The sequence below is a fragment of the Desulfovibrio piger genome, assembly GCF_951793255.1.
Taxonomy (GTDB): Bacteria; Desulfobacterota; Desulfovibrionia; order Desulfovibrionales; family Desulfovibrionaceae; genus Desulfovibrio.
Genome location: NZ_OX636706.1, coordinates 2,523,886 through 2,541,278 on the forward strand (window position 1 = coordinate 2,523,886; position 17,393 = coordinate 2,541,278).

The 17,393-nt window shown below is 61.5% G+C and carries 16 protein-coding genes; 7 read left to right on the forward strand and 9 right to left on the reverse strand.

Annotated elements, in window-relative coordinates:
- Positions 1-33 precede the first annotated feature (33 nt).
- From ychF to Q4I12_RS11270, 5 genes are all read left to right on the forward strand, one after another.
- Positions 34-1,134, forward strand: coding sequence for a redox-regulated ATPase YchF (gene ychF, locus Q4I12_RS11250; protein WP_006005438.1), 1,101 nt, complete (start codon positions 34-36; stop codon positions 1,132-1,134).
- 237 nt (positions 1,135-1,371) lie between these two features.
- Positions 1,372-2,091 carry a carboxymuconolactone decarboxylase family protein gene (locus Q4I12_RS11255; RefSeq protein ID WP_302261594.1) on the forward strand — a complete coding sequence of 240 codons (720 nt, stop codon included), beginning with the start codon at positions 1,372-1,374 and terminating at the stop codon, positions 2,089-2,091.
- A gap of 30 nt (positions 2,092-2,121) precedes the next feature.
- On the forward strand, positions 2,122-3,078 hold the full coding sequence (locus Q4I12_RS11260) for a DUF362 domain-containing protein (protein WP_302261595.1): 957 nt from the start codon (positions 2,122-2,124) through the stop codon (positions 3,076-3,078).
- A gap of 14 nt (positions 3,079-3,092) precedes the next feature.
- Positions 3,093-3,590 carry a (R)-mandelonitrile lyase gene (locus tag Q4I12_RS11265; protein ID WP_302261596.1) on the forward strand — a complete coding sequence of 166 codons (498 nt, stop codon included), beginning with the start codon at positions 3,093-3,095 and terminating at the stop codon, positions 3,588-3,590.
- A gap of 134 nt (positions 3,591-3,724) precedes the next feature.
- A complete protein-coding gene (locus Q4I12_RS11270; protein WP_302261597.1) occupies positions 3,725-4,201 on the forward strand; it encodes a flavodoxin in 477 nt (158 codons plus the stop codon).
- Positions 4,202-4,367: 166 nt separating this feature from the next.
- On the opposite strand, the gene Q4I12_RS11275 is transcribed toward Q4I12_RS11270, so the two are convergent.
- The 9 genes from Q4I12_RS11275 to Q4I12_RS11315 all read right to left on the reverse strand — a co-directional run bounded on the left by Q4I12_RS11275 (position 4,368) and on the right by Q4I12_RS11315 (position 14,598).
- The gene (locus Q4I12_RS11275; protein WP_204625804.1) at positions 4,368-4,697 is read right to left on the reverse strand and encodes a DMT family transporter; all 330 of its coding nucleotides are present in this window, start codon (positions 4,695-4,697) and stop codon (positions 4,368-4,370) included.
- An 8-nt stretch (positions 4,698-4,705) separates the two neighbouring features.
- Positions 4,706-6,124, reverse strand: a complete 1,419-nt coding sequence (gene lpdA / locus Q4I12_RS11280; RefSeq protein ID WP_302261598.1) for a dihydrolipoyl dehydrogenase — start codon at positions 6,122-6,124, stop codon at positions 4,706-4,708.
- A gap of 208 nt (positions 6,125-6,332) precedes the next feature.
- Positions 6,333-7,850 carry a tripartite tricarboxylate transporter permease gene (locus tag Q4I12_RS11285; RefSeq protein ID WP_302261599.1) on the reverse strand — a complete coding sequence of 506 codons (1,518 nt, stop codon included), beginning with the start codon at positions 7,848-7,850 and terminating at the stop codon, positions 6,333-6,335.
- A gap of 24 nt (positions 7,851-7,874) precedes the next feature.
- Positions 7,875-8,324 carry a tripartite tricarboxylate transporter TctB family protein gene (locus tag Q4I12_RS11290; protein ID WP_168936335.1) on the reverse strand — a complete coding sequence of 150 codons (450 nt, stop codon included), beginning with the start codon at positions 8,322-8,324 and terminating at the stop codon, positions 7,875-7,877.
- A gap of 51 nt (positions 8,325-8,375) precedes the next feature.
- Positions 8,376-9,338: a tripartite tricarboxylate transporter substrate binding protein gene (locus Q4I12_RS11295; RefSeq protein WP_168936336.1), complete on the reverse strand. Its 963-nt coding sequence runs from the start codon at positions 9,336-9,338 to the stop codon at positions 8,376-8,378.
- Positions 9,339-9,392: 54 nt separating this feature from the next.
- The gene (locus Q4I12_RS11300; RefSeq protein ID WP_302261600.1) at positions 9,393-10,976 is read right to left on the reverse strand and encodes an FAD-dependent oxidoreductase; all 1,584 of its coding nucleotides are present in this window, start codon (positions 10,974-10,976) and stop codon (positions 9,393-9,395) included.
- Positions 10,977-10,983: 7 nt separating this feature from the next.
- The gene (locus Q4I12_RS11305) at positions 10,984-12,636 is read right to left on the reverse strand and encodes an FAD-binding protein (RefSeq protein ID WP_204625573.1); all 1,653 of its coding nucleotides are present in this window, start codon (positions 12,634-12,636) and stop codon (positions 10,984-10,986) included.
- A gap of 93 nt (positions 12,637-12,729) precedes the next feature.
- Positions 12,730-13,503, reverse strand: coding sequence for a GntR family transcriptional regulator (locus Q4I12_RS11310; protein ID WP_168936339.1), 774 nt, complete (start codon positions 13,501-13,503; stop codon positions 12,730-12,732).
- 246 nt (positions 13,504-13,749) lie between these two features.
- The gene (locus Q4I12_RS11315; RefSeq protein WP_168936340.1) at positions 13,750-14,598 is read right to left on the reverse strand and encodes an ABC transporter substrate-binding protein; all 849 of its coding nucleotides are present in this window, start codon (positions 14,596-14,598) and stop codon (positions 13,750-13,752) included.
- Positions 14,599-14,910: 312 nt separating this feature from the next.
- Between Q4I12_RS11315 and Q4I12_RS11320 the strand changes: the two genes are divergently transcribed.
- Together Q4I12_RS11320 and gdhA are read left to right on the forward strand one after the other, a co-directional pair.
- On the forward strand, positions 14,911-15,843 hold the full coding sequence (locus Q4I12_RS11320) for an AraC family transcriptional regulator (protein WP_239463754.1): 933 nt from the start codon (positions 14,911-14,913) through the stop codon (positions 15,841-15,843).
- A 117-nt stretch (positions 15,844-15,960) separates the two neighbouring features.
- Positions 15,961-17,313, forward strand: coding sequence for an NADP-specific glutamate dehydrogenase (gene gdhA, locus Q4I12_RS11325; RefSeq protein WP_302261601.1), 1,353 nt, complete (start codon positions 15,961-15,963; stop codon positions 17,311-17,313).
- Positions 17,314-17,393: the final 80 nt, after the last annotated feature.

Genomic DNA, 17,393 nt, shown 5'->3' on the forward strand with positions numbered 1-17,393 from the left:
GGCCCTGAACTTCCAAGCCCGCAAGGAGAGGCCATGTCCCTCAGCATCGGCATTGTGGGTCTGCCCAACGTGGGGAAATCCACCCTGTTCAACGCCCTGACCAAGGCTCAGAACGCGCAGGCCGCCAACTATCCTTTCTGTACCATCGAACCCAACAAGGCCACCGTGGCCGTGCCCGACGAGCGCGTGGACGCGCTTTCGGCCAAGGTCTCGCCCAAGAAGACCATCCACGCCAGCGTGGACTTCATCGACATCGCCGGTCTGGTGCGCGGCGCCAGCAAGGGCGAAGGCCTGGGCAACCAGTTCCTGGGCAACATCCGCGAATGCGCCGCCATCGTGGAAGTGGTGCGCTGCTTCGAGGATGAGAACATCACCCATGTGGACGGCAGCGTGGATCCCCTGCGCGACATCGATACCATCGAGACCGAACTTTTGCTGGCCGACCTGCAGAGCGTGGAACGCCGCCTGGAAAAGCTGCAGAAGATGGCCAAGGGCAGCAAGGACGCCAAGGCCGCCGCAGAGATCATGCAGGGCCTGCTGGAGCACCTCAATGCCGGTAACGGCGCCCGCTCCTTCGAACTGCCCGACAACGAGACCTTCCTCCAGTCCTGGCGTGAACTGGGCCTGCTGACCGCCAAGCCCGTCATCTACTGCGCCAACGTGGACGAAGCCGCCGTGGCCGACGGCAACGACTTTGTGGCCCGCGTGCAGCAGCTGGCCGAAGAACGCCATTCCGGTTTCGCCTGCATCTGCGCCAAGCTGGAAGAAGAGCTGCAGGGCCTTTCCGCCGAGGAACAGGCCGAGATGCTCTCCTCCTACGGCATCTCGGAAAGCGGCCTGGTGCGCATCATCCGTACCGGCTACGATACGCTGGGCCTGTGCAGCTACTTCACCGCCGGTCCCGACGAAGTGCGCGCCTGGACCATCCACAAGGGCTGGAAGGCTCCCCAGGCTGCCGGTGTCATCCACACCGACTTCGAACGCGGCTTCATCCGCGCCGAAGTCATCTCCTACGCCGACTACATGAGCCACGAAAGCGAAGCCGCCTGCCGCTCCGACGGCGTGCTGCGCGTGGAAGGCAAGGAATACGTGGTGCAGGACGGCGACGTCATGCACTTCCTGTTCAACGTCTAGCCGCATCAGGCCGATGATCTTCACAGGGACGGCGACAGCCGTCCCTTTTTTTATGCCTCCCGGCAACAGGGGCAGAAGCACAGCAGGATCCTGCCGCAACCCGGATGCCTCCCTGACTCCTTCTTTGCCTTTCGATCATCCTTGCGACGATTGGACAATTTTTAGCGTCGATTTGATATTTCCCCCTCACTGCGGCCGCGCTAGGTTCGTTCCATGATCTTCCTCAAGGAGCTTGCCATGCGACGCAGATCCCTTCTTCCCCTTCTGGTCATCCTGATGTTCCTGTTCCCGCTGCTCCAGGCGGGAAACAGTCCTGCCAAAGGACTGGACGGGCGGCAGCAGAGCATGGTGCTCGTGTCCGCCTACACCGCCAATGGTGATCTGGAACGCCTGCGCCCTGCCCTGGGCCAGGCACTGGACGCCGGGTTGACCATCAATGAAATCAAGGAAGTCCTGACCCATCTGTATGCCTACGTCGGCTTTCCCCGCAGTCTGAACGGGCTGCAGGTCTTCATGGAAGTCCTGGAGCAGCGCCGTGCCCGTGGCATCACGGATGTGGAAGGAAAAGCCGCCTCTCCCCTGCCCTCCACCCTAGACCGGGATGCGTACGGCGCCCGTGTCCGGGCCGACCTAGCCGGACAAAAGGAGATCCAGCCCCCGTCCGGCGTCCTGGCTTTTGCCCCGGTCATCGATACCTTTTTGAAGGAACATCTTTTTGCGGACATCTTCGCCCGTGACGTGCTCGACCGCAAAGCGCGCGAACTGTGCACCATCGCCGCTCTGGCCAGCCTGCCCGGGCTGGGAGGCCAGCTGCAATTCCATATGGGAGGGGCCATGAACTGCGGCCTGAGCCCGGAAGAGCTGGAGGGCTTCCTTGACCTGCTGGCTGCCCGTGTCGGCAGGCAGGAGGCGGATGCGGCCCGCACCGTGGCCCGAAAGGTGCTCGCCTCGCGCTGATGTCCCCTACCCAACTACGGAGGAAATGCCATGTCCGTGAACCGGAGACAGTTCATCAAGGCGGGCAGCCTTGCCCTGGGCTCCCTGGCTGTCCACGGCCTGCCGCTGCAAGCCCGACCCGCAGAGGATAAGGCCACCGTGTACTTCACGCCCGAGATCACCACGGAGAGCCTGCTGCGCATCTACGAAAGGGTCTGTGCCCCGTTGCAGGGGCGCATCGCCATCAAGCTCCATACCGGTGAGCCCCACGGCCCCAACATCCTGCCGCGCGACATGGTGCGGGCCCTGCAAGCCCGCATCCCGAAGAGCAGCATCGTGGAGTGCAACGTCCTCTACCCCAGCCCCCGCCAGACCACGGAAGGCCACCGCGAGACCCTGCGGACCAACGGCTGGACTTTCTGCCCTGTGGACATCATGGATGCCGACGGCGAAGTCTCCCTGCCCATCCCCGGCGGGCGGCACCTTAAGGAAGTGGCCGTGGGCAAGAACCTGCTCAACTATGATTCCATGCTGGTGCTGACCCACTTCAAGGGCCACGTGATGGGCGGTTTTGGCGGTTCGCTCAAGAATATCGCCATCGGCTGCGCCTCCGGCAAGACAGGCAAGGCGCAGCTGCACAGCGACGGTACCAACCTGTGGGCGGGAGGGCCGCTGTTCATGGAGCGCATGGTGGAGGGCGGCAAGGCCATCACCACCCATTTCAAGGGGCATATGGCGTACATCAATGTCCTGCGCCGTATGTCCGTGGACTGTGACTGCGCGGGGACCAGCGCCGCCGAACCGACCGCCCCGGATATCGGCATCCTGGCATCCACCGACCTGCTGGCCGTGGACCAGGCTTCGGTGGACATGGTCTACGCCCTGCCCGAACAGCAGCGCCGCGATCTTGTGGAACGCATCGAAAGCTGCAGCGGCCTGCGCCAGCTGGAATATATGGAGACCCTGGGCATGGGCCATGCCCGCTACGATCTTGTTTCCCTGTCCTGACAGGAGGTCATGTCATGCGACGTTTCGTTTCCCTGCTCGCCCTTTGCGGCGGCCTGCTTGCCGCTGTCTGCACCACCGCCCCCTCCAGCGTCTCCGCCCGGGAGCCCGGCCAGGAGATCATCCGCTGCGGGCAGCAGACGCCCATCAAGGGCTCCCCCCGTTTTTTTACCGGGACCGTGCGCATCGATCCCCTGTACGCCGCCAACAACGCCATGCGCTCCAGCGGCGGCAGCGTCACTTTTGAACCCGGCGCCCGCTCCCACTGGCATATCCATCCTGTGGGACAGGTGCTCATCGTCACCGCCGGGGTCGGCCTGACCCAGGAATGGGGCAAGCCCATCCAGGAAATCAAGGCCGGGGACGTGGTCATCTGCCCCGCCAAGGTCAAGCACTGGCACGGCGCCGCTCCCGGCAGTGCCATGACGCATATCTCCATCTGTGAAGAAACAGAGCCCGGCAAGGTCGTGGAATGGCTGGAACCTGTTACCGACAGCCAGTACGCCGGCCGCTGAGCATAAAGGAGAACAGCATGGAAAAGTACAACAACGGACGCCGTCAGATCCTGATGGCCCTCGCATCCCTCGCAGGCGGCCTGTTCCTTCCGGGCACGGGCCACGCTGCCCCTCAAACGCAGGAGGCACAACGCATGCTCGTCGTCTTTTATTCCCATACGGGCAATACGCGCACCATCGCCCGGCACATCCAGGCCCTGACCGGCTGTGACCTGCTGGATCTGGAACCCGTCACGCCCTATCCCCGCGACTATGATACGGTCGTCAGCCAGGCAAAAAAGGAAAAACAGCAGGGCTTCCTGCCGCCGCTGAAAAATCCGCTGGATATGGTCAGCCGCTATGACGTCATCCTCGTGGGATCGCCCAGCTGGTGGGGCACCTTTGCCGGACCGGTGCGCACCTTCCTGTCCACGGCTGCCCTGGACGGGAAAACGCTCATCCCCTTCATCACGCACGAAGGCTCCGGCCTCGGCAGCGCGCCTGCCGACTTGCGCCGCCTCTGCCCTTCCGCGAAGCCAGGCGAGGGGCTGGCCATACGCGGCAGCCGGGTGGACGGTGCCCGCCAGCAGGTGGAATCCTGGCTGCGGAAGGCAGGCCTGCTGCCTGCCTAAGAGGAAGGCTTCTGCGGAGCAGCTCCTCTTTCACATGTGCCCGCTGTTCCGGAAAAGCAGGAACAGCTGACGGATGCCGGCCAGTTTGACGAGGGCCGGTATCCCTGGACAAAGTGCGTCCCCTTGAAAAGAAAGGGCGGCAGGATGTCTCCTGCCGCCCTCTTCGTCACAATTCCATGCTTTTGGAAAAAAGATGCATGACCGCCACTCCGGCAACGATGAGGCCCAGCCCGATCATGGCCGGCAGGTCCAGTTTTTGGTGGAAGAAGAACCAGCCCACCAGGGAAACGATGACCACCCCTATGCCTGACCACAAGGCATAGGCTATGCCCACGGGTACATATTTGACCACCACCGAGAGCAGGTAGAACGCCAGGGCATAGCCGCCGATACAGAGCAGCGACGGCAACAAACGGGTGAATCCCTGTGTTTCCTTCAACGCCGAGGTGGCCACGATCTCCGAGCCGATGGCCAGCAGGAGCAACAACCAGTGCATGGGGCCTCCTATGCCTCCTGCGCCAGCAGCGCGGCCTCGTACAGGCCTTCGGCCAGCGTGGGATGGGCATGGATGGTATGGGCCACCTGTTCCAGGGTCAGGCCGTTGGCCACGCCCAGGGCGGCTTCCGCCACCAGGTCGGAGGCATGGGCACCCACGATGTGCGCCCCCAGCAGACGACCGCCATCCGCAGCGGCCACCAGCTTGAAGAAGCCCGGCAGTTCGCCCATGGCCTGGGCCTTGCCCAGCTCGCGCATCTGGAAGGTGACGCAACGCACGTCCAGCCCCTGCTCACGGGCCTGCTGCTCGCTCAGGCCCACGCTGCCCACTTCGGGCGAGGTGAACACGCCGGAGGGCACGGCATCATAGCGCATGGCGCGCGGTTTTCCGCACAGGCTCTCCACCACGCACAGGCCTTCCATGGCCGCCACATGGGCCAGCATCACACGGGAGGGGCCCAGCAAATCACCGATGGCGTACACTTCGGGCAGGGAGGTCTTCAGGGCATCGTCCACCACGACCCAGCCGCGGCGGTCGGTCCCGATACCGGCTTCGGCCAGCCCCAGGCCTTCCGTGGCCGGGCAACGGCCCACGGTCACCAGCACCATGTCGGCTTCCACAGGCACTTCCTTCTGCTGGGCGGGCGTGGGCTTCTCCACGAAGGGAGAGGCCGTCAGCGTGGCACGGACCACGCCATCCTCCACCCGCACGTCCTTGAGGGTACGGCCCAGCTCGCAGGCGATGCGACGCTTCTTCATCTCGCGCTGCAGCAAGGTGCTGACCTCAGCATCCATGGATGGCATGGGCAGCAGACGGTCCTGTCCTTCCACCACGGTCACCTGCGCGCCGAAGGCACGGTAGATGCACGCCATCTCGCAGCCGATGACACCACCGCCCACGATGATCAGGCGCTGCGGCACACGGTCCAGCTGCAGGGCATCATCGCTGCTCAGGATGTGGGTGTGGTCAAAAGACAGACCGGGCAGCTCCGCCACCCGGGAGCCGGTCGCCAGGATGAGGGCGTCGTTCTCCACCACTTCCATACTGCCGTCGGCCATGGTCACTTCCACATGACGGGCATCCAGCACCCTGCCGTGACCGGTGCACAGACGTACTTTGAGACGGGCGCAGGCCTTTTCCAGACCACCGCGCAGGATGCCGACGACCTTTTCCTTGCGGGCCAGCACGGCGGCCGGATCCACACGGGGCGTCCCTTCGCAGGTGATGCCGAACTCGGCCAGGCGCAGGGCTGTCTCCAGAGCTTCGGCCGAAGCCTTGAGGGTCTTGGTGGGGATGCAGCCGGAATTGAGGCAGGTCCCGCCCAGATGGGCAGCCTCCACCAGCGTGACTTCCATGCCCGCGCGGGCAGCGGCAAAAGCCGCCGTATAGCCGCCGGGGCCACCACCGATGACGGTCAGACGTTTCATGCAGCCCTCCTGTTGCGCTGATGCATACTCAACAAGTTGATATACTGTAACTTTGCAAGAAATTGCAGCAGTGATTGTGGCGCATTTCACCGAGCCCGGTCAAGCCCCGGTACCCAAAAACATGGCCTTCCATGGCGGCGACGGCCCTCCGATTTTTGCAGACAAAAAAACGGCCGGCAGTGTCACGGGGACCGCCGGCCGCTCTTTCTTACTCAACGACCCTGCTTGCCGCCTTTTTGATCTTGGCGATGTACAGATAGGTGACGACGACTGTCAAAACGATGAACAGCAAGGCCAGAGGACGTGTGAAGAACACCGTCCAGTCGCCGTTGGATATCAGCAGGGTCTGGCGGACCTTCTCCTCAAGCAGTTCGCCAAGGAAAAAGGCCACGATGAGCGTCGGCAGGTTCAGGGACATCTTGATCAGGACATAGCCGAATATGCCGAAACAGAACATGACCCAAACGTCAAAGACGTTGCCGTTATACACATAGGAACCCAGAATGCTGAAAACCAGGATGCAGGCATACAGGGCGGAACGGGGAATGTTGGTCAGCCTGCGCGCATAGCGGATGAAGAACGACCCCACGAACAGGGTGAAGATATTGGAGATGAACAGCACCGCGAACAGGGCATAGAGCAGCGGGGCGTGGTCTTCCATGAAGCGGGGACCGGGAACGAGCCCCTTGATCATGAAGCCCCCCAGGATCAGGGCCGCAGCCAGGTTGCCGGGGATGCCGAGAGTCACGAGGGGCACGAGGTTGGGCCCGTTGACGGCATTGTTCCCCGCTTCCGAGGCCGCGATGCCTTCCAGAGCCCCCTTGCCGAACTTTTCGGGCGTCTTCGACTTGCGCCGGGCCCACAGATAGCTCAGATACGCCCCGACAGTGGTCCCGATACCAGGCACGATGCCGACGATGGAGCCGATCACGGTCGAACGCCCGATCGTGGGCAGGCACATCTTGAATTCCTTGCCCGTCATGCGGTTGTCGTCAGGATCGGAGCTGACGGGCACCTGCTGCATCGCCCCCTTCCCGTTGAGCCGCTGCCGGAAGTAATTTTCCGCCTGCAGCAACACTTCGGAAAAGGCCAGCAGGCCGATGACCATGGGCATGAGGCTGATGCCGTCAGAAAGTTCGATGATCCCGAAGGTGAAACGCAGGGTACCGTATTCCGGGTCAGTGCCGACAGTGGCCAGCAGCAGCCCCAGGGCGGTGGACAGCAGCCCCCGCAAGGGGTCGGCCGTGGCAGCCACGGAGATGACGACAAGAGAGAACAGCACCACCATGCTGTATTCCGGCGGACCGATATGCAGGGCGACAGCGGCTACCGGAGCAGCAAGGAAGATCAGCACCAGGTCCGACAGGGCATCGGCCGTGACCGAAGAAAACAGCGCCGTCTGCATAGCCTTGCCGCTCTTGCCCTGCATGGCCAGCGGATGACCGTCGAAGGTGGTGCACATGGCCTGGGGCGTCCCCGGGATGTTGAACAAAATGGCGGGAAGGGAACCGCCAAAGTTGCCGCCCTTGGAAAGGCCCATGAGCATGGCGATGCCGGGGATGGGCCCCAGGTAATACGTGAACGGGAGCAGGAGCACGATGGCCATGGTATCCGTCAGACCGGGGATGGCCCCCATGATGGCCCCGCAAAAAACACCGACAAATGCCCAGAAAAAATTCTCCCAGCAAAGGACAAGATCCTGGGCACCCATGAGATTCTCAAGCATATTCCGCTCCGGGAAAACGATCAGCTAAAAAAGAAGGCCGGCCGGCAGGGGATACTTGAGCAGCTGGACCACGATGATGTAGATCCCGCCAAGCAGCCCGCATGTCGTCAGAGATATCCTCCAGAAGTTCCTTTCTGCAAAGAACAGCATGTACAAAGGACAAAAGACCGCACTCGAAACAAAGAAACCGATCTTTTCAACACAAAGCAAAAAAACGATATAACTCAGGACAAGTACCAGGATCTTGACGGCAAGGTCCTTCGAGATGTCGGAACCTTCCCGGAAAAAGGCCAGGGTGATCCGCCGCCCCTTGTTCCGCAGGAACATCAGGGCCGCAGGGATGGCCACAAGGATCACTGTCAATCTGGGATAAAATGCCTGTTCTTCTCCGACGACCTGCTGCGGGATGATCCAGAACCACAGCAGGAGGCAGGCAAACAGGAACAGGCCCCCGATAAGGCGGTCGACAGACATCGCTTCCTCCATCTTGTCCCGGAGGCGGGGCCTCCGGGACGGTTGGCTGCTCTACTTCTTGCTCCCCTGCTTGTTGTACTTCAGCATCTCCTGCACGGCGATGGTGGAGTTACGGGAAAATTCCCGGTATTCCTTGCCGTTGAGGAAAGCAGGGGTAAAGCCTGCGGCGTGCATCTTGTCCAGGAGCTCCTTGTTCTGCATGACCTTGGCCAGAGCCTGTTCCCACTTGAGCCGGATGGCTTCCGGCGTCCCGTTGGGGAAAGCAAAGCCGTACATCAGCGACGTGGCAAAGGGGGCGCCCATATCACGCAGCTTGGGCACATCGGGGAAGAAGGGGACTTCAGCCGTGCCCAGGTTGGCGATGATGATCAGGTCCCCCTTGCGGGCGGCCTGGAAGCCGGCCGTACCCGTACCGAGGTCACACACGTCGATGTGATCGCCCAGCAGATCCGCCGTGGCCGGGCCGCCGCTCTTGTACATCACCTGGTTGAACGAGACGCCTTCCTTGATGCCGGCAGCCTTGACCACTTCCAGACCTTCCTGGCTGGCACCGTGCCCGATGGCTACTTCACCGGGATGGGTCCGGGCATATTCCACCAGCTCCTGCCAGGTCTTGTAGGGCTTGTCGGGCCGGGTGAGCAGCAGGCGGTCGTGGGGCATGTACGCTCCCACGAAGGCGATCTTGTCCATGTCATAGGCGGGCGCGCCCAGAAAATACGTGGCGACGAACGCATTGCCTATGGAACCTCCCAGTACCGTATATCCGTCGGGACGAGCCTTGAGGCCAAAATTCAGGCCCGGGATGCCGCTCCCCCCGCCTTTGTTGACGATGACCAGAGGCTGGCCGATCTCTTTGGACAAATAGTCCGCCACCATCCGCACCGTGATGTCGGCGGCTCCGCCCGGAGCAAACGGAACGATACAGGTAATGGCCTTGTCAGGGTACTCCGCCCGCGCGGGCAAGGCACCCAGCATAAGTCCAACTGCCAGAATCAGACCAAGAATCTTTTTCATACCTGTCTCCTGTATAATGCAGGCCGGAACACAATGTCCCCGCTCTTTAGGGGCTTAACGAAGCAGATAGGGAATATTCACATACAATGCCTGTTCAGGGCACTCCACCTCGCACGGCAGACAGAACCAGCAGTTGCGGTAATGGCCGGTCGGCCCGCCGCAGGAAAGGCAGCGCGAGGCCTCGGTACGGGCCTGTTCCGCGGTGAAGACGTCCGTCGTCTCCGCAAAATCGCCCTTGCCCGTGCACACATGACCACTGCCCTGCTGCCGTTCATGACGGCAGGGCTCCGCGATGTCCAGAACATAATCATCAATGAAGGGACCGGGATAGCTGCGTTCATAGTACAGGTCGCTGCCTTCCAGCAGGCGCAGGACAGATGTGGCCGCCTGCCGCCCCGATGCCATGGCCCGAATGGCGGAAGAAGCCCCGCCCACCATGTCCCCGGCAACGAAGAGGGGCTTTTCGCCTGCCTGCAGGGTGACGGGATCGACGCTGACGCCTCCCGCAAGGGATACGAGCTGCCTGTCCGGCTGCTGGCCGATGGCCCAGATGATGGTATCCGCCGGGAAGGCCCGTTCCTCATCAGGATCGAAATCGGGATAGTCCACGCACTGGCCGGGCAATTTTGCCATATCGTGACGGCAGTACAGTGTCAGCCCGCCTGCGTCAGTGATGCGTTCCGGGGCCCAGGTAAAGGCAAAGCGCACGCCCAGGGCCCTGGCCTTTTCCAGGTCTTCGCGGTCGGCCTTGAAGTCGTCCACCGTACGGCGATAGACGACCAGGACCTTTTCCGCACCGCAGCGGACCGCCGCCTGGGCGCAATCCAGCGCCACATAGCCGCCGCCCACGATCACGACGTTGCCGGAAAGTTCCCTGCCCTGCCCGGAGCGGACGCGGGTCAGGAAATCCAGAGCCTGCAAGGTCCCCGGCAGCTGTTCGCCGCTGATGCCCGAAGCGCGCCCCTCCCCGGCACCCAGGGCCAGGATGACCGCATCATGCGCAGCCTGCAGGGCCTCCAGGCCCGCCTTGTCGATGCGCTGTCCCAGATGGAAGGTCACACCGCCTTTTTCAAGCATGGCGATCTGGCCGTCCAGCACGCTGTCAGGGAGCTTCCAGAGCGGCAGGACGCTGCGCAGCAGACCGCCGGCCTTCGGGGCGGCATCATAGACGGCGACGTCATGCCCGGCCCGGCGCAGGTCATATGCGGCCAGCATACCGGCAGGCCCGGCACCGACGATGGCCACCTTTTTGCCTGTCGCGGCAGCCGGACACAGTTCCCCATCCGGCATACCGGCAAAAAGATAGCGCTTGAGCCCGTTGATGCTGACCGCCTGCCCGTCCACGTCCCGGCGGTTGCAGGCATGCTCGCAGGGGTGGTCACAGATCCTGCAGATGACGGGGGCAAAAGGCAGCACATCAGCGATCAGCTGGCGGGCCCGGTCTTCCTGGCCCCTGGCGATGAGCTGCACGTACCCCTGGACATTGAGCCCCAGAGGACAGGCCCCGGAACAGGGAGCCCGGTTGATGCGGATATTGTCCAGCACGCATTTTTCAGCGCAGTGGCCACAAAAAATGCACTTGCTTTTGTCGACGACGATATTGTCCGTCAAGGCTTCAAGGATGTTTTCAGCGCTCATGACACACCTACATCTTTATGATTGGCGCATAGGAAATGCGGATATCATCAAACGAATCCCCCTGCTTCAGCACGATGTGCTTCATCCAGTGTTCATCATCCTTCATCGGATAGTCGGAGCGCATGTGCCAGAGGCCCCAGCGGCTTTCCTTGCGTTCCTTGGAGGCCAGGGCGCTCATGGCCGCACAATGGATGATGTTCTCGACCTCATAGGCCTTGAACAGATCGTGCTTGTTGGCGATCCTGACGTCTGTCCTGAGTTCCTTCTTGAAACGGTCCATCCACCAGAGGGCCCTGTCGAGCTTGTATTCGTTCTTGGGCGGACGGATGTAATCGTTGATCAGGCGGCGCACCTTGTATTCGAACTCCTCGATGGGGATCTTGCCGTCAGCCTGGGCAAGCTTGGCATCACGATCCCGGATGACCTCCAGGACCTGCTCCTCATCCAGCGGCATGTCAGGCAGCGTGCTGGCGTATTCCGTGGCGTTCTCCGCCGTGATCTGGCCAAAGGTGAACGCGCCGCTCAAATGGGCCCGGGCCACCAGGGAGACGTCGCCCGCCGCATACAGGCCGGGCACCGAGCTCTCGCCCTTCTCGTTGATGCGGATGCCCGTAAGGCCATGCCCGCCGCAAAGGTAACAGTCCGTGGGCCAGAGCTCGATCTCGCCGGTGCGGAAGTCGACACCGCGGCCCTTGAAGAACCGCTCCTGCACCGGTCGTTCGGTGGAGAACAGCAGGTCTTCCACTTCGCGAATCTTCTCTTCGCTCATGTGACGCATGTCGATGCGCATGGGACCGCGCTCGGCAAGGTGTTCCATGTGCATGAGGTGGATGCCGGGATGGTCTTCCTGGAACTCCTGGGCAAAGGCGTTGAGCAGGTGTGCGCCGCGGGTCAGGGTGATGTACAGGAGGGGCGCGTTGATGTCCTTGATGATGTAATAGACCAGCGTGTATTCGAAGCCGGAAAGCTCAGCACCGGCACGGTAGGCCATGACGTAGCCGTCACCGGTATTGCCCGGGAAGTCATAGACGCCGTACAGATAACCGTTGGCAGGCAGACCGAAACGGGCCGTGCCGCCGGAACAGAGGATGACGCTCTTGGCCTTGCAGACCACGATCTCTCCCGTACGGACGTTGATGCCCACAGCGCCGCTGATCCTGTCGCCGTCCTTCAAAAGACGTACGGTCATGATGCGGTTGTAGACCTCGGCGCCGTACTCATAGGCTTTTTTGGCCAGTATCGTCTTGAGCTCCGGCTCCTTCATGGTGATGCAGAACTTGCCCTTGGAGTGGATCTGCAGCTTGTCGAACTGCCCTTTCTCATCCACGGGGAAGCAGACCCCCCAGTCCATGAGCTCTTTCATGACGGCCCAGGTCCGTTTGGCCATGGCATAGTTGACGGGCTCGTCCATGATGCCCTGGCAGGCTTCCCTGTTGGTCTCCACATACAGCTCGGGGGTCTCTTCGGTCCCGGGCACAGCCACGATGTTCATGGCGTCCATGCCGCGGGCGATGCACCCGGAATACTGCATGTCTCCTTTTTCAAACACGACGACCCGCTGCCCGGGGTCCATCTGTTTGGCCCGTATAGCCGCCATCACGCCGGCGCTACCGCCGCCGACAATCAGCACATCTGCACTCAGGGTCATGTATGGCTGCATACATCGTCTCCTTTTTTGCCACATATGCTATGGTTCTATATAGCAGTTAAAAGACCAAAAAAAGGGAGCCGAGTCCCTTTTCCCAAAACGACATCACTTCCTGAATTCATGGAAGCGCATGAGCCCGAAGGGACAGGGCCGGATCAGACTGCGCCGGAACTCCACGATGCGATCCTCATAGGTCATGGAAAGCATGTTGGAGCGGATCATGGGGGTCCCTTCCTTCTCTTCCAGATAATGCGCCACATCCCGGGAGGCGCATTCCACCCCCAGCTGCTCACAGCTGCGCAATACGGGGAAATGGCAGTACTTTTCTATCAGCAGATACAGCGAAAGCTCTTCCATCTCTGCCGGAGAGATGTTCATGAGCCCTTCTCCGAACGGGAGCGGGATGTAGGACTCGCTCATGACGACGGGACAGAACGTCTCGCCGTCCTTCCCCAGGAACACACGGCTGACCTTGAGGAACTCCTGGATGTCCGGCGCCGGCGAAAAATCGCTGATGACGGGATCGGTCCGCGAGGCCTTGGCTATGGATATCGTCCTCACACGCAGCGAGGTATCCTGGTCCGTAAGGCTTTTGCGCAACCTGTAGTACTTTACGTTGTTCCTATCCAGGGTGTTCTCGGCCACGAAGGTGCCCTTGCCCTGGATCCGGCTCAGATAGCCCTTGTGGACCATGTTTTCCAGCGCCTTGCGGACAGTCCCGACGCTGATCCCCATGGTCGCGGCGATCTCGCGCTCGGAGGGCAGCTGCATGCCGGCCTTCCAGTCCTGGCAGATGATCTTGTCGATCAGGGTCTGCTGCAGACGGTAGTACATGGGCAGGGCCTCGGAATAACGGGGGGAGAGCTGCAAAGGTTGCATAACATCCTTCTTTAAAAGTTAAGTGCTATATAGCTCTATATCAAATTTGTCGTCAAGGCCAGAATTCCCTGAGACGGGCACCTCCCAGGGGCCCGAGGAGCATCTCTCGGGAATGCTGGCATAAAAAAATCATATATTCATGCATGTTAAACGGACACATCCCGCTTTTTCGGTATCAAAAAATTATGAAATCTTTTATAAAAAACAGGGGAGCCCCGTGTACGAAAGCTCCCCTGCCGTCAGTCACTACTTGCCGTGCTTGGCGTTCCACTGATCGGAATTGGGGAAGAACAGGGGCTGCCCGTACTTGTCCTTGCCGAAATCACGGATGATGGTCTGGGCTTCATCGCCCACCAGCCAGTCCGCGAACTTCAGGGCCGCATCCTTGTGGACCTGGGGAAATTTGTCGGGATTGACCCGGATGATGGCGATAAGGTTGAGCATGATGGGGTCGTTCTCCACCAGAGGCACGACCTTGACCGTATCCTTGAGGGTCAGCCAGGTGGCGCGGTCCATCAGGGTGTAGGCCTGCTTCTTGTCCGTATAGAGCGTCGTGGCCTTGTTGCCCTTGGCGCCGTCGGCATAGACCTCATACCAGGCACCAGCGGGCTGGATGCCGGCAGCCTGCCAGATATCCATTTCCTTGACATGGGTACCGGACTTGTCCCCGCGGGAGACGAAGGGCACACCGGCCTTGGCGATGGTGGCAAAGGCCTCGGCAGCGCTCTTCATGCCCTTGATGCCCGCCGGGTCACCGGCAGGGCCCAGGATGACGAAGTCATTGTACATGACATCGCGGCGATCCACACCGAAACCGGCAGCCACAAAGGCGTCCTCAAGCTTGCGGGCATGGACCATCACCAGGTCGAAGGTGCCGCTTTCCGCCTTTTTCAGGGTCTTGCCGGTCCCGGCTTTTTCCATGCTGATGGCGATACCGGTCTTTTTGCTGAAGGTATCGGCCAGCAGCGGCAGGATACCGGCATCCACCGGACCGATGGTGCTGGAGATCTTCAGGCTGTCCGCGGCCTGGACGGGGACGGACAAGGGGAACAGACACAGCAGGCAGACCAGGCTGGCCATACGGGAAAACTTCATGGTGCTTCCTCCAGATGAACTTGCAGCCGGGCGAGATGCCCGGCCTTACGTCGCTTCCGGCCACTGTGCCCCAAAAAAAACTTTCGGACAATACACAAGACCCATGGCGGCACACGTCCGGCCAGACATGGCGGTCATACAGGCCATTGCAGCCTGTTTTCCGCCTTGCCACGGCAGCATGAACGGCCGGTTTGCCCCGCAGGCGATACATTTATGCTCTTTTTTTGCCAGATCCTCTCTTCCGCTGTTCAGGCTACGACAAGTTGTTTATATTCAAAGTCGTTGCAGCCTTTTTCTTCTAAGGATGTTCCCATGCTCGACCCGCACGCTGAACTGCTCCGTATCAATGCCCGCATCAAGGAGATCCTGCTCCAGCACATGCCCCGCACGGGCACGTACCACAGCCCCGTGCCCGGACTGGTCACGCGCAGGCTCGAGACCTGCCACACCACCACGACCTGCCTCGGCAAGCCTTCGGCATCCATCATCGTGCAAGGAGAAAAGATCGCCATGCTGGGGGACCGGGAGATCCATTACGGGGAGGGCCAGTGCCTGGTCACGGGCATCGACATGCCCAACGCCTTCCGCGTCCTCCAGGCCTGCCATGACCACCCCTTCCTGGCCATGTCGCTGGAGCTGGACAGGAGCCTGACCGGCCAGATGGTCAAGGAACTGGCCGATGCCGTCCCGCCTGCGGCCCGCCCGGACAGCGGCGTCATCCTGGGCACGACCAGCCCCGAACTGCTGGATGCCTTCCTGCGTCTGGCCCGCCTGCTGGATACGCCGGAACGGATCCCCATCCTTGCGCCGCTGGTCATCCGCGAGATCCACTACCTGCTGCTCATCGGGCCGCAGGGCGCCGGGCTGCGTCAGCTCAATACCCACGGCACCCAGGCCAACAGCATCGCCCAGGCTACGGACTGGCTCCGCAAGAACTACCGCAAGCCCCTGCTGGTGAGCCAGCTGGCCCGCCAGGTCAACATGGGCACATCGACCTTCCACCGACATTTCAAGGAGGTCACGGGCATGAGCCCGCTGCAGTATCACAAGCGGCTGCGCCTGTACGAGGCCCAGCGTCTGATGCTGGCCGGCGAGATGGATGCGGGCAGCGCGGGGCTGGCTGTAGGCTACGAAAGCACGGCCCAGTTCAATCGTGAGTACAAGCGCCTCTTTGGCGAACCGCCCCTCCGCGATCTGAAAAGGATGCGCCGCCACGACGCCTGCCCCTCTGAAAACTCCCACTGAGCGCCGAAAAACGTATTGCAAGGCTCGGAGAAACTGCGTAAAAAAAATTCCTGCCTTTAACGGCAGGATTCAACGTTTTTTGCGCTATGCGCACACAGAGCACAGAGGAGTGCACCCATGTCTTACGCTCAACGAGTCATTGAAGGCCTGAAACAGAAGTACGCCAGCGAACCTGTCTTCCTCCAGGCCGTGGAAGAAGTGCTGATGACCCTCCAGCCCCTGCTGGACAAAGACGCCAAGTACGAAAAGTACAAGATCCTCGAGCGCATCACCGAGCCCGAACGCATCATCAGCTTCCGCGTGGAATGGGTGGACGACAAGGGTGAGATCCAGGTCAACCGCGGCTACCGCGTGCAGTACAACTCCGCCATCGGCCCCTACAAGGGCGGCCTGCGCTTCCATCCCAGCGTGAACCTGGGCATCCTCAAGTTCCTGGGCTTCGAACAGATCTTCAAGAACTCCCTGACCGGTCTGGCCATCGGCGGCGGCAAGGGCGGTTCCGACTTCGATCCCAAGGGCAAGTCCGAGACCGAAGTCATGCGCTTCTGCCAGGCCTTCATGACCGAGCTGCACCGTCACATCGGTGCCACCATCGACGTGCCCGCCGGTGACATCGGCGTGGGCGGCCGCGAAGTGGGCTACATGTTCGGCCAGTTCAAGCGCCTGACCCGCAGCTACGAAGGCGTGCTGACCGGCAAGAACCTGCTCTTCGGCGGTTCCCTGGCCCGTACGGAAGCCACCGGCTACGGTGCCGTGTATTTTGCCCAGAACATGCTGGAAGACCGCGGCGAAAGCCTGGAAGGCAAAGTCTGCGCCGTTTCCGGTGCCGGCAACGTGGCCACCTACTGCTGCGAAAAGCTGCTCCAGCTGGGCGCCAAGCCCGTCACCGTGTCCGACTCCCGCGGCATGATCTATGATCCCGAAGGCATCAAGGTCGACATGCTCAAGCAGGTGAAGGAAGTGGAACGCGCTTCCCTGACCCGTTACGCCGAACTGGTGCCCACCGCCAAGCACACCCCTGTGGCCGAATACCCCGAAGGCCGCAATGCCGTGTGGTCCGTGCCCTGCTTCGCCGCCTTCCCCTGCGCCACCCAGAACGAACTGAACCTGGCTGACGCCAAGGCCCTGCTGGCCAGCGGCTGCAAGTGCGTGGCCGAAGGCGCCAACATGCCCTCCACCCTGGAAGCCGTGCACGCCTTCCTGGAAGCCGGTATCGCCTACGGCCCGGCCAAGGCTGCCAACGCCGGCGGCGTGGCCACCAGCCAGCTGGAAATGCAGCAGAACGCCGGCATGCAGAGCTGGACCTTCGAGACCGTCGACGGCAAGCTGAAGGACATCATGGGCAACATCTACAAGAATGCTGCCGAGACCGCCAAGGAATTCGGCCAGCCCGGCAACCTGGTGCTGGGTGCCAACATCGCCGGCTTCCGCAAGGTGGCCGATGCCATGATCGCTCAGGGCGTCTGCTAACGCTCCCCTCCAAACAGCAATGAAAAAAGCCCGGCCATGCCGGGCTTTTTTCATTGCATCACACACAAAAACGCGTGCGC

Excerpts from the sequence above, each read along its gene's own strand:
- ychF (WP_006005438.1), top strand. The coding sequence starts at position 34 with ATGTCCCTCAGCATCGGCATTGTGGGTCTGCCCAACGTGGGGAAATCC.
- Q4I12_RS11255 (WP_302261594.1), top strand. The coding sequence starts at position 1,372 with ATGCGACGCAGATCCCTTCTTCCCCTTCTGGTCATCCTGATGTTCCTG.
- Q4I12_RS11260 (WP_302261595.1), top strand. The coding sequence starts at position 2,122 with ATGTCCGTGAACCGGAGACAGTTCATCAAGGCGGGCAGCCTTGCCCTG.
- Q4I12_RS11265 (WP_302261596.1), top strand. The coding sequence starts at position 3,093 with ATGCGACGTTTCGTTTCCCTGCTCGCCCTTTGCGGCGGCCTGCTTGCC.
- Q4I12_RS11270 (WP_302261597.1), top strand. The coding sequence starts at position 3,725 with ATGCTCGTCGTCTTTTATTCCCATACGGGCAATACGCGCACCATCGCC.
- Q4I12_RS11275 (WP_204625804.1), bottom strand. The coding sequence starts at position 4,697 with ATGCACTGGTTGTTGCTCCTGCTGGCCATCGGCTCGGAGATCGTGGCC.
- lpdA (WP_302261598.1), bottom strand. The coding sequence starts at position 6,124 with ATGAAACGTCTGACCGTCATCGGTGGTGGCCCCGGCGGCTATACGGCG.
- Q4I12_RS11285 (WP_302261599.1), bottom strand. The coding sequence starts at position 7,850 with ATGCTTGAGAATCTCATGGGTGCCCAGGATCTTGTCCTTTGCTGGGAG.
- Q4I12_RS11290 (WP_168936335.1), bottom strand. The coding sequence starts at position 8,324 with ATGTCTGTCGACCGCCTTATCGGGGGCCTGTTCCTGTTTGCCTGCCTC.
- Q4I12_RS11295 (WP_168936336.1), bottom strand. The coding sequence starts at position 9,338 with ATGAAAAAGATTCTTGGTCTGATTCTGGCAGTTGGACTTATGCTGGGT.
- Q4I12_RS11300 (WP_302261600.1), bottom strand. The coding sequence starts at position 10,976 with ATGAGCGCTGAAAACATCCTTGAAGCCTTGACGGACAATATCGTCGTC.
- Q4I12_RS11305 (WP_204625573.1), bottom strand. The coding sequence starts at position 12,636 with ATGCAGCCATACATGACCCTGAGTGCAGATGTGCTGATTGTCGGCGGC.
- Q4I12_RS11310 (WP_168936339.1), bottom strand. The coding sequence starts at position 13,503 with ATGCAACCTTTGCAGCTCTCCCCCCGTTATTCCGAGGCCCTGCCCATG.
- Q4I12_RS11315 (WP_168936340.1), bottom strand. The coding sequence starts at position 14,598 with ATGAAGTTTTCCCGTATGGCCAGCCTGGTCTGCCTGCTGTGTCTGTTC.
- Q4I12_RS11320 (WP_239463754.1), top strand. The coding sequence starts at position 14,911 with ATGCTCGACCCGCACGCTGAACTGCTCCGTATCAATGCCCGCATCAAG.
- gdhA (WP_302261601.1), top strand. The coding sequence starts at position 15,961 with ATGTCTTACGCTCAACGAGTCATTGAAGGCCTGAAACAGAAGTACGCC.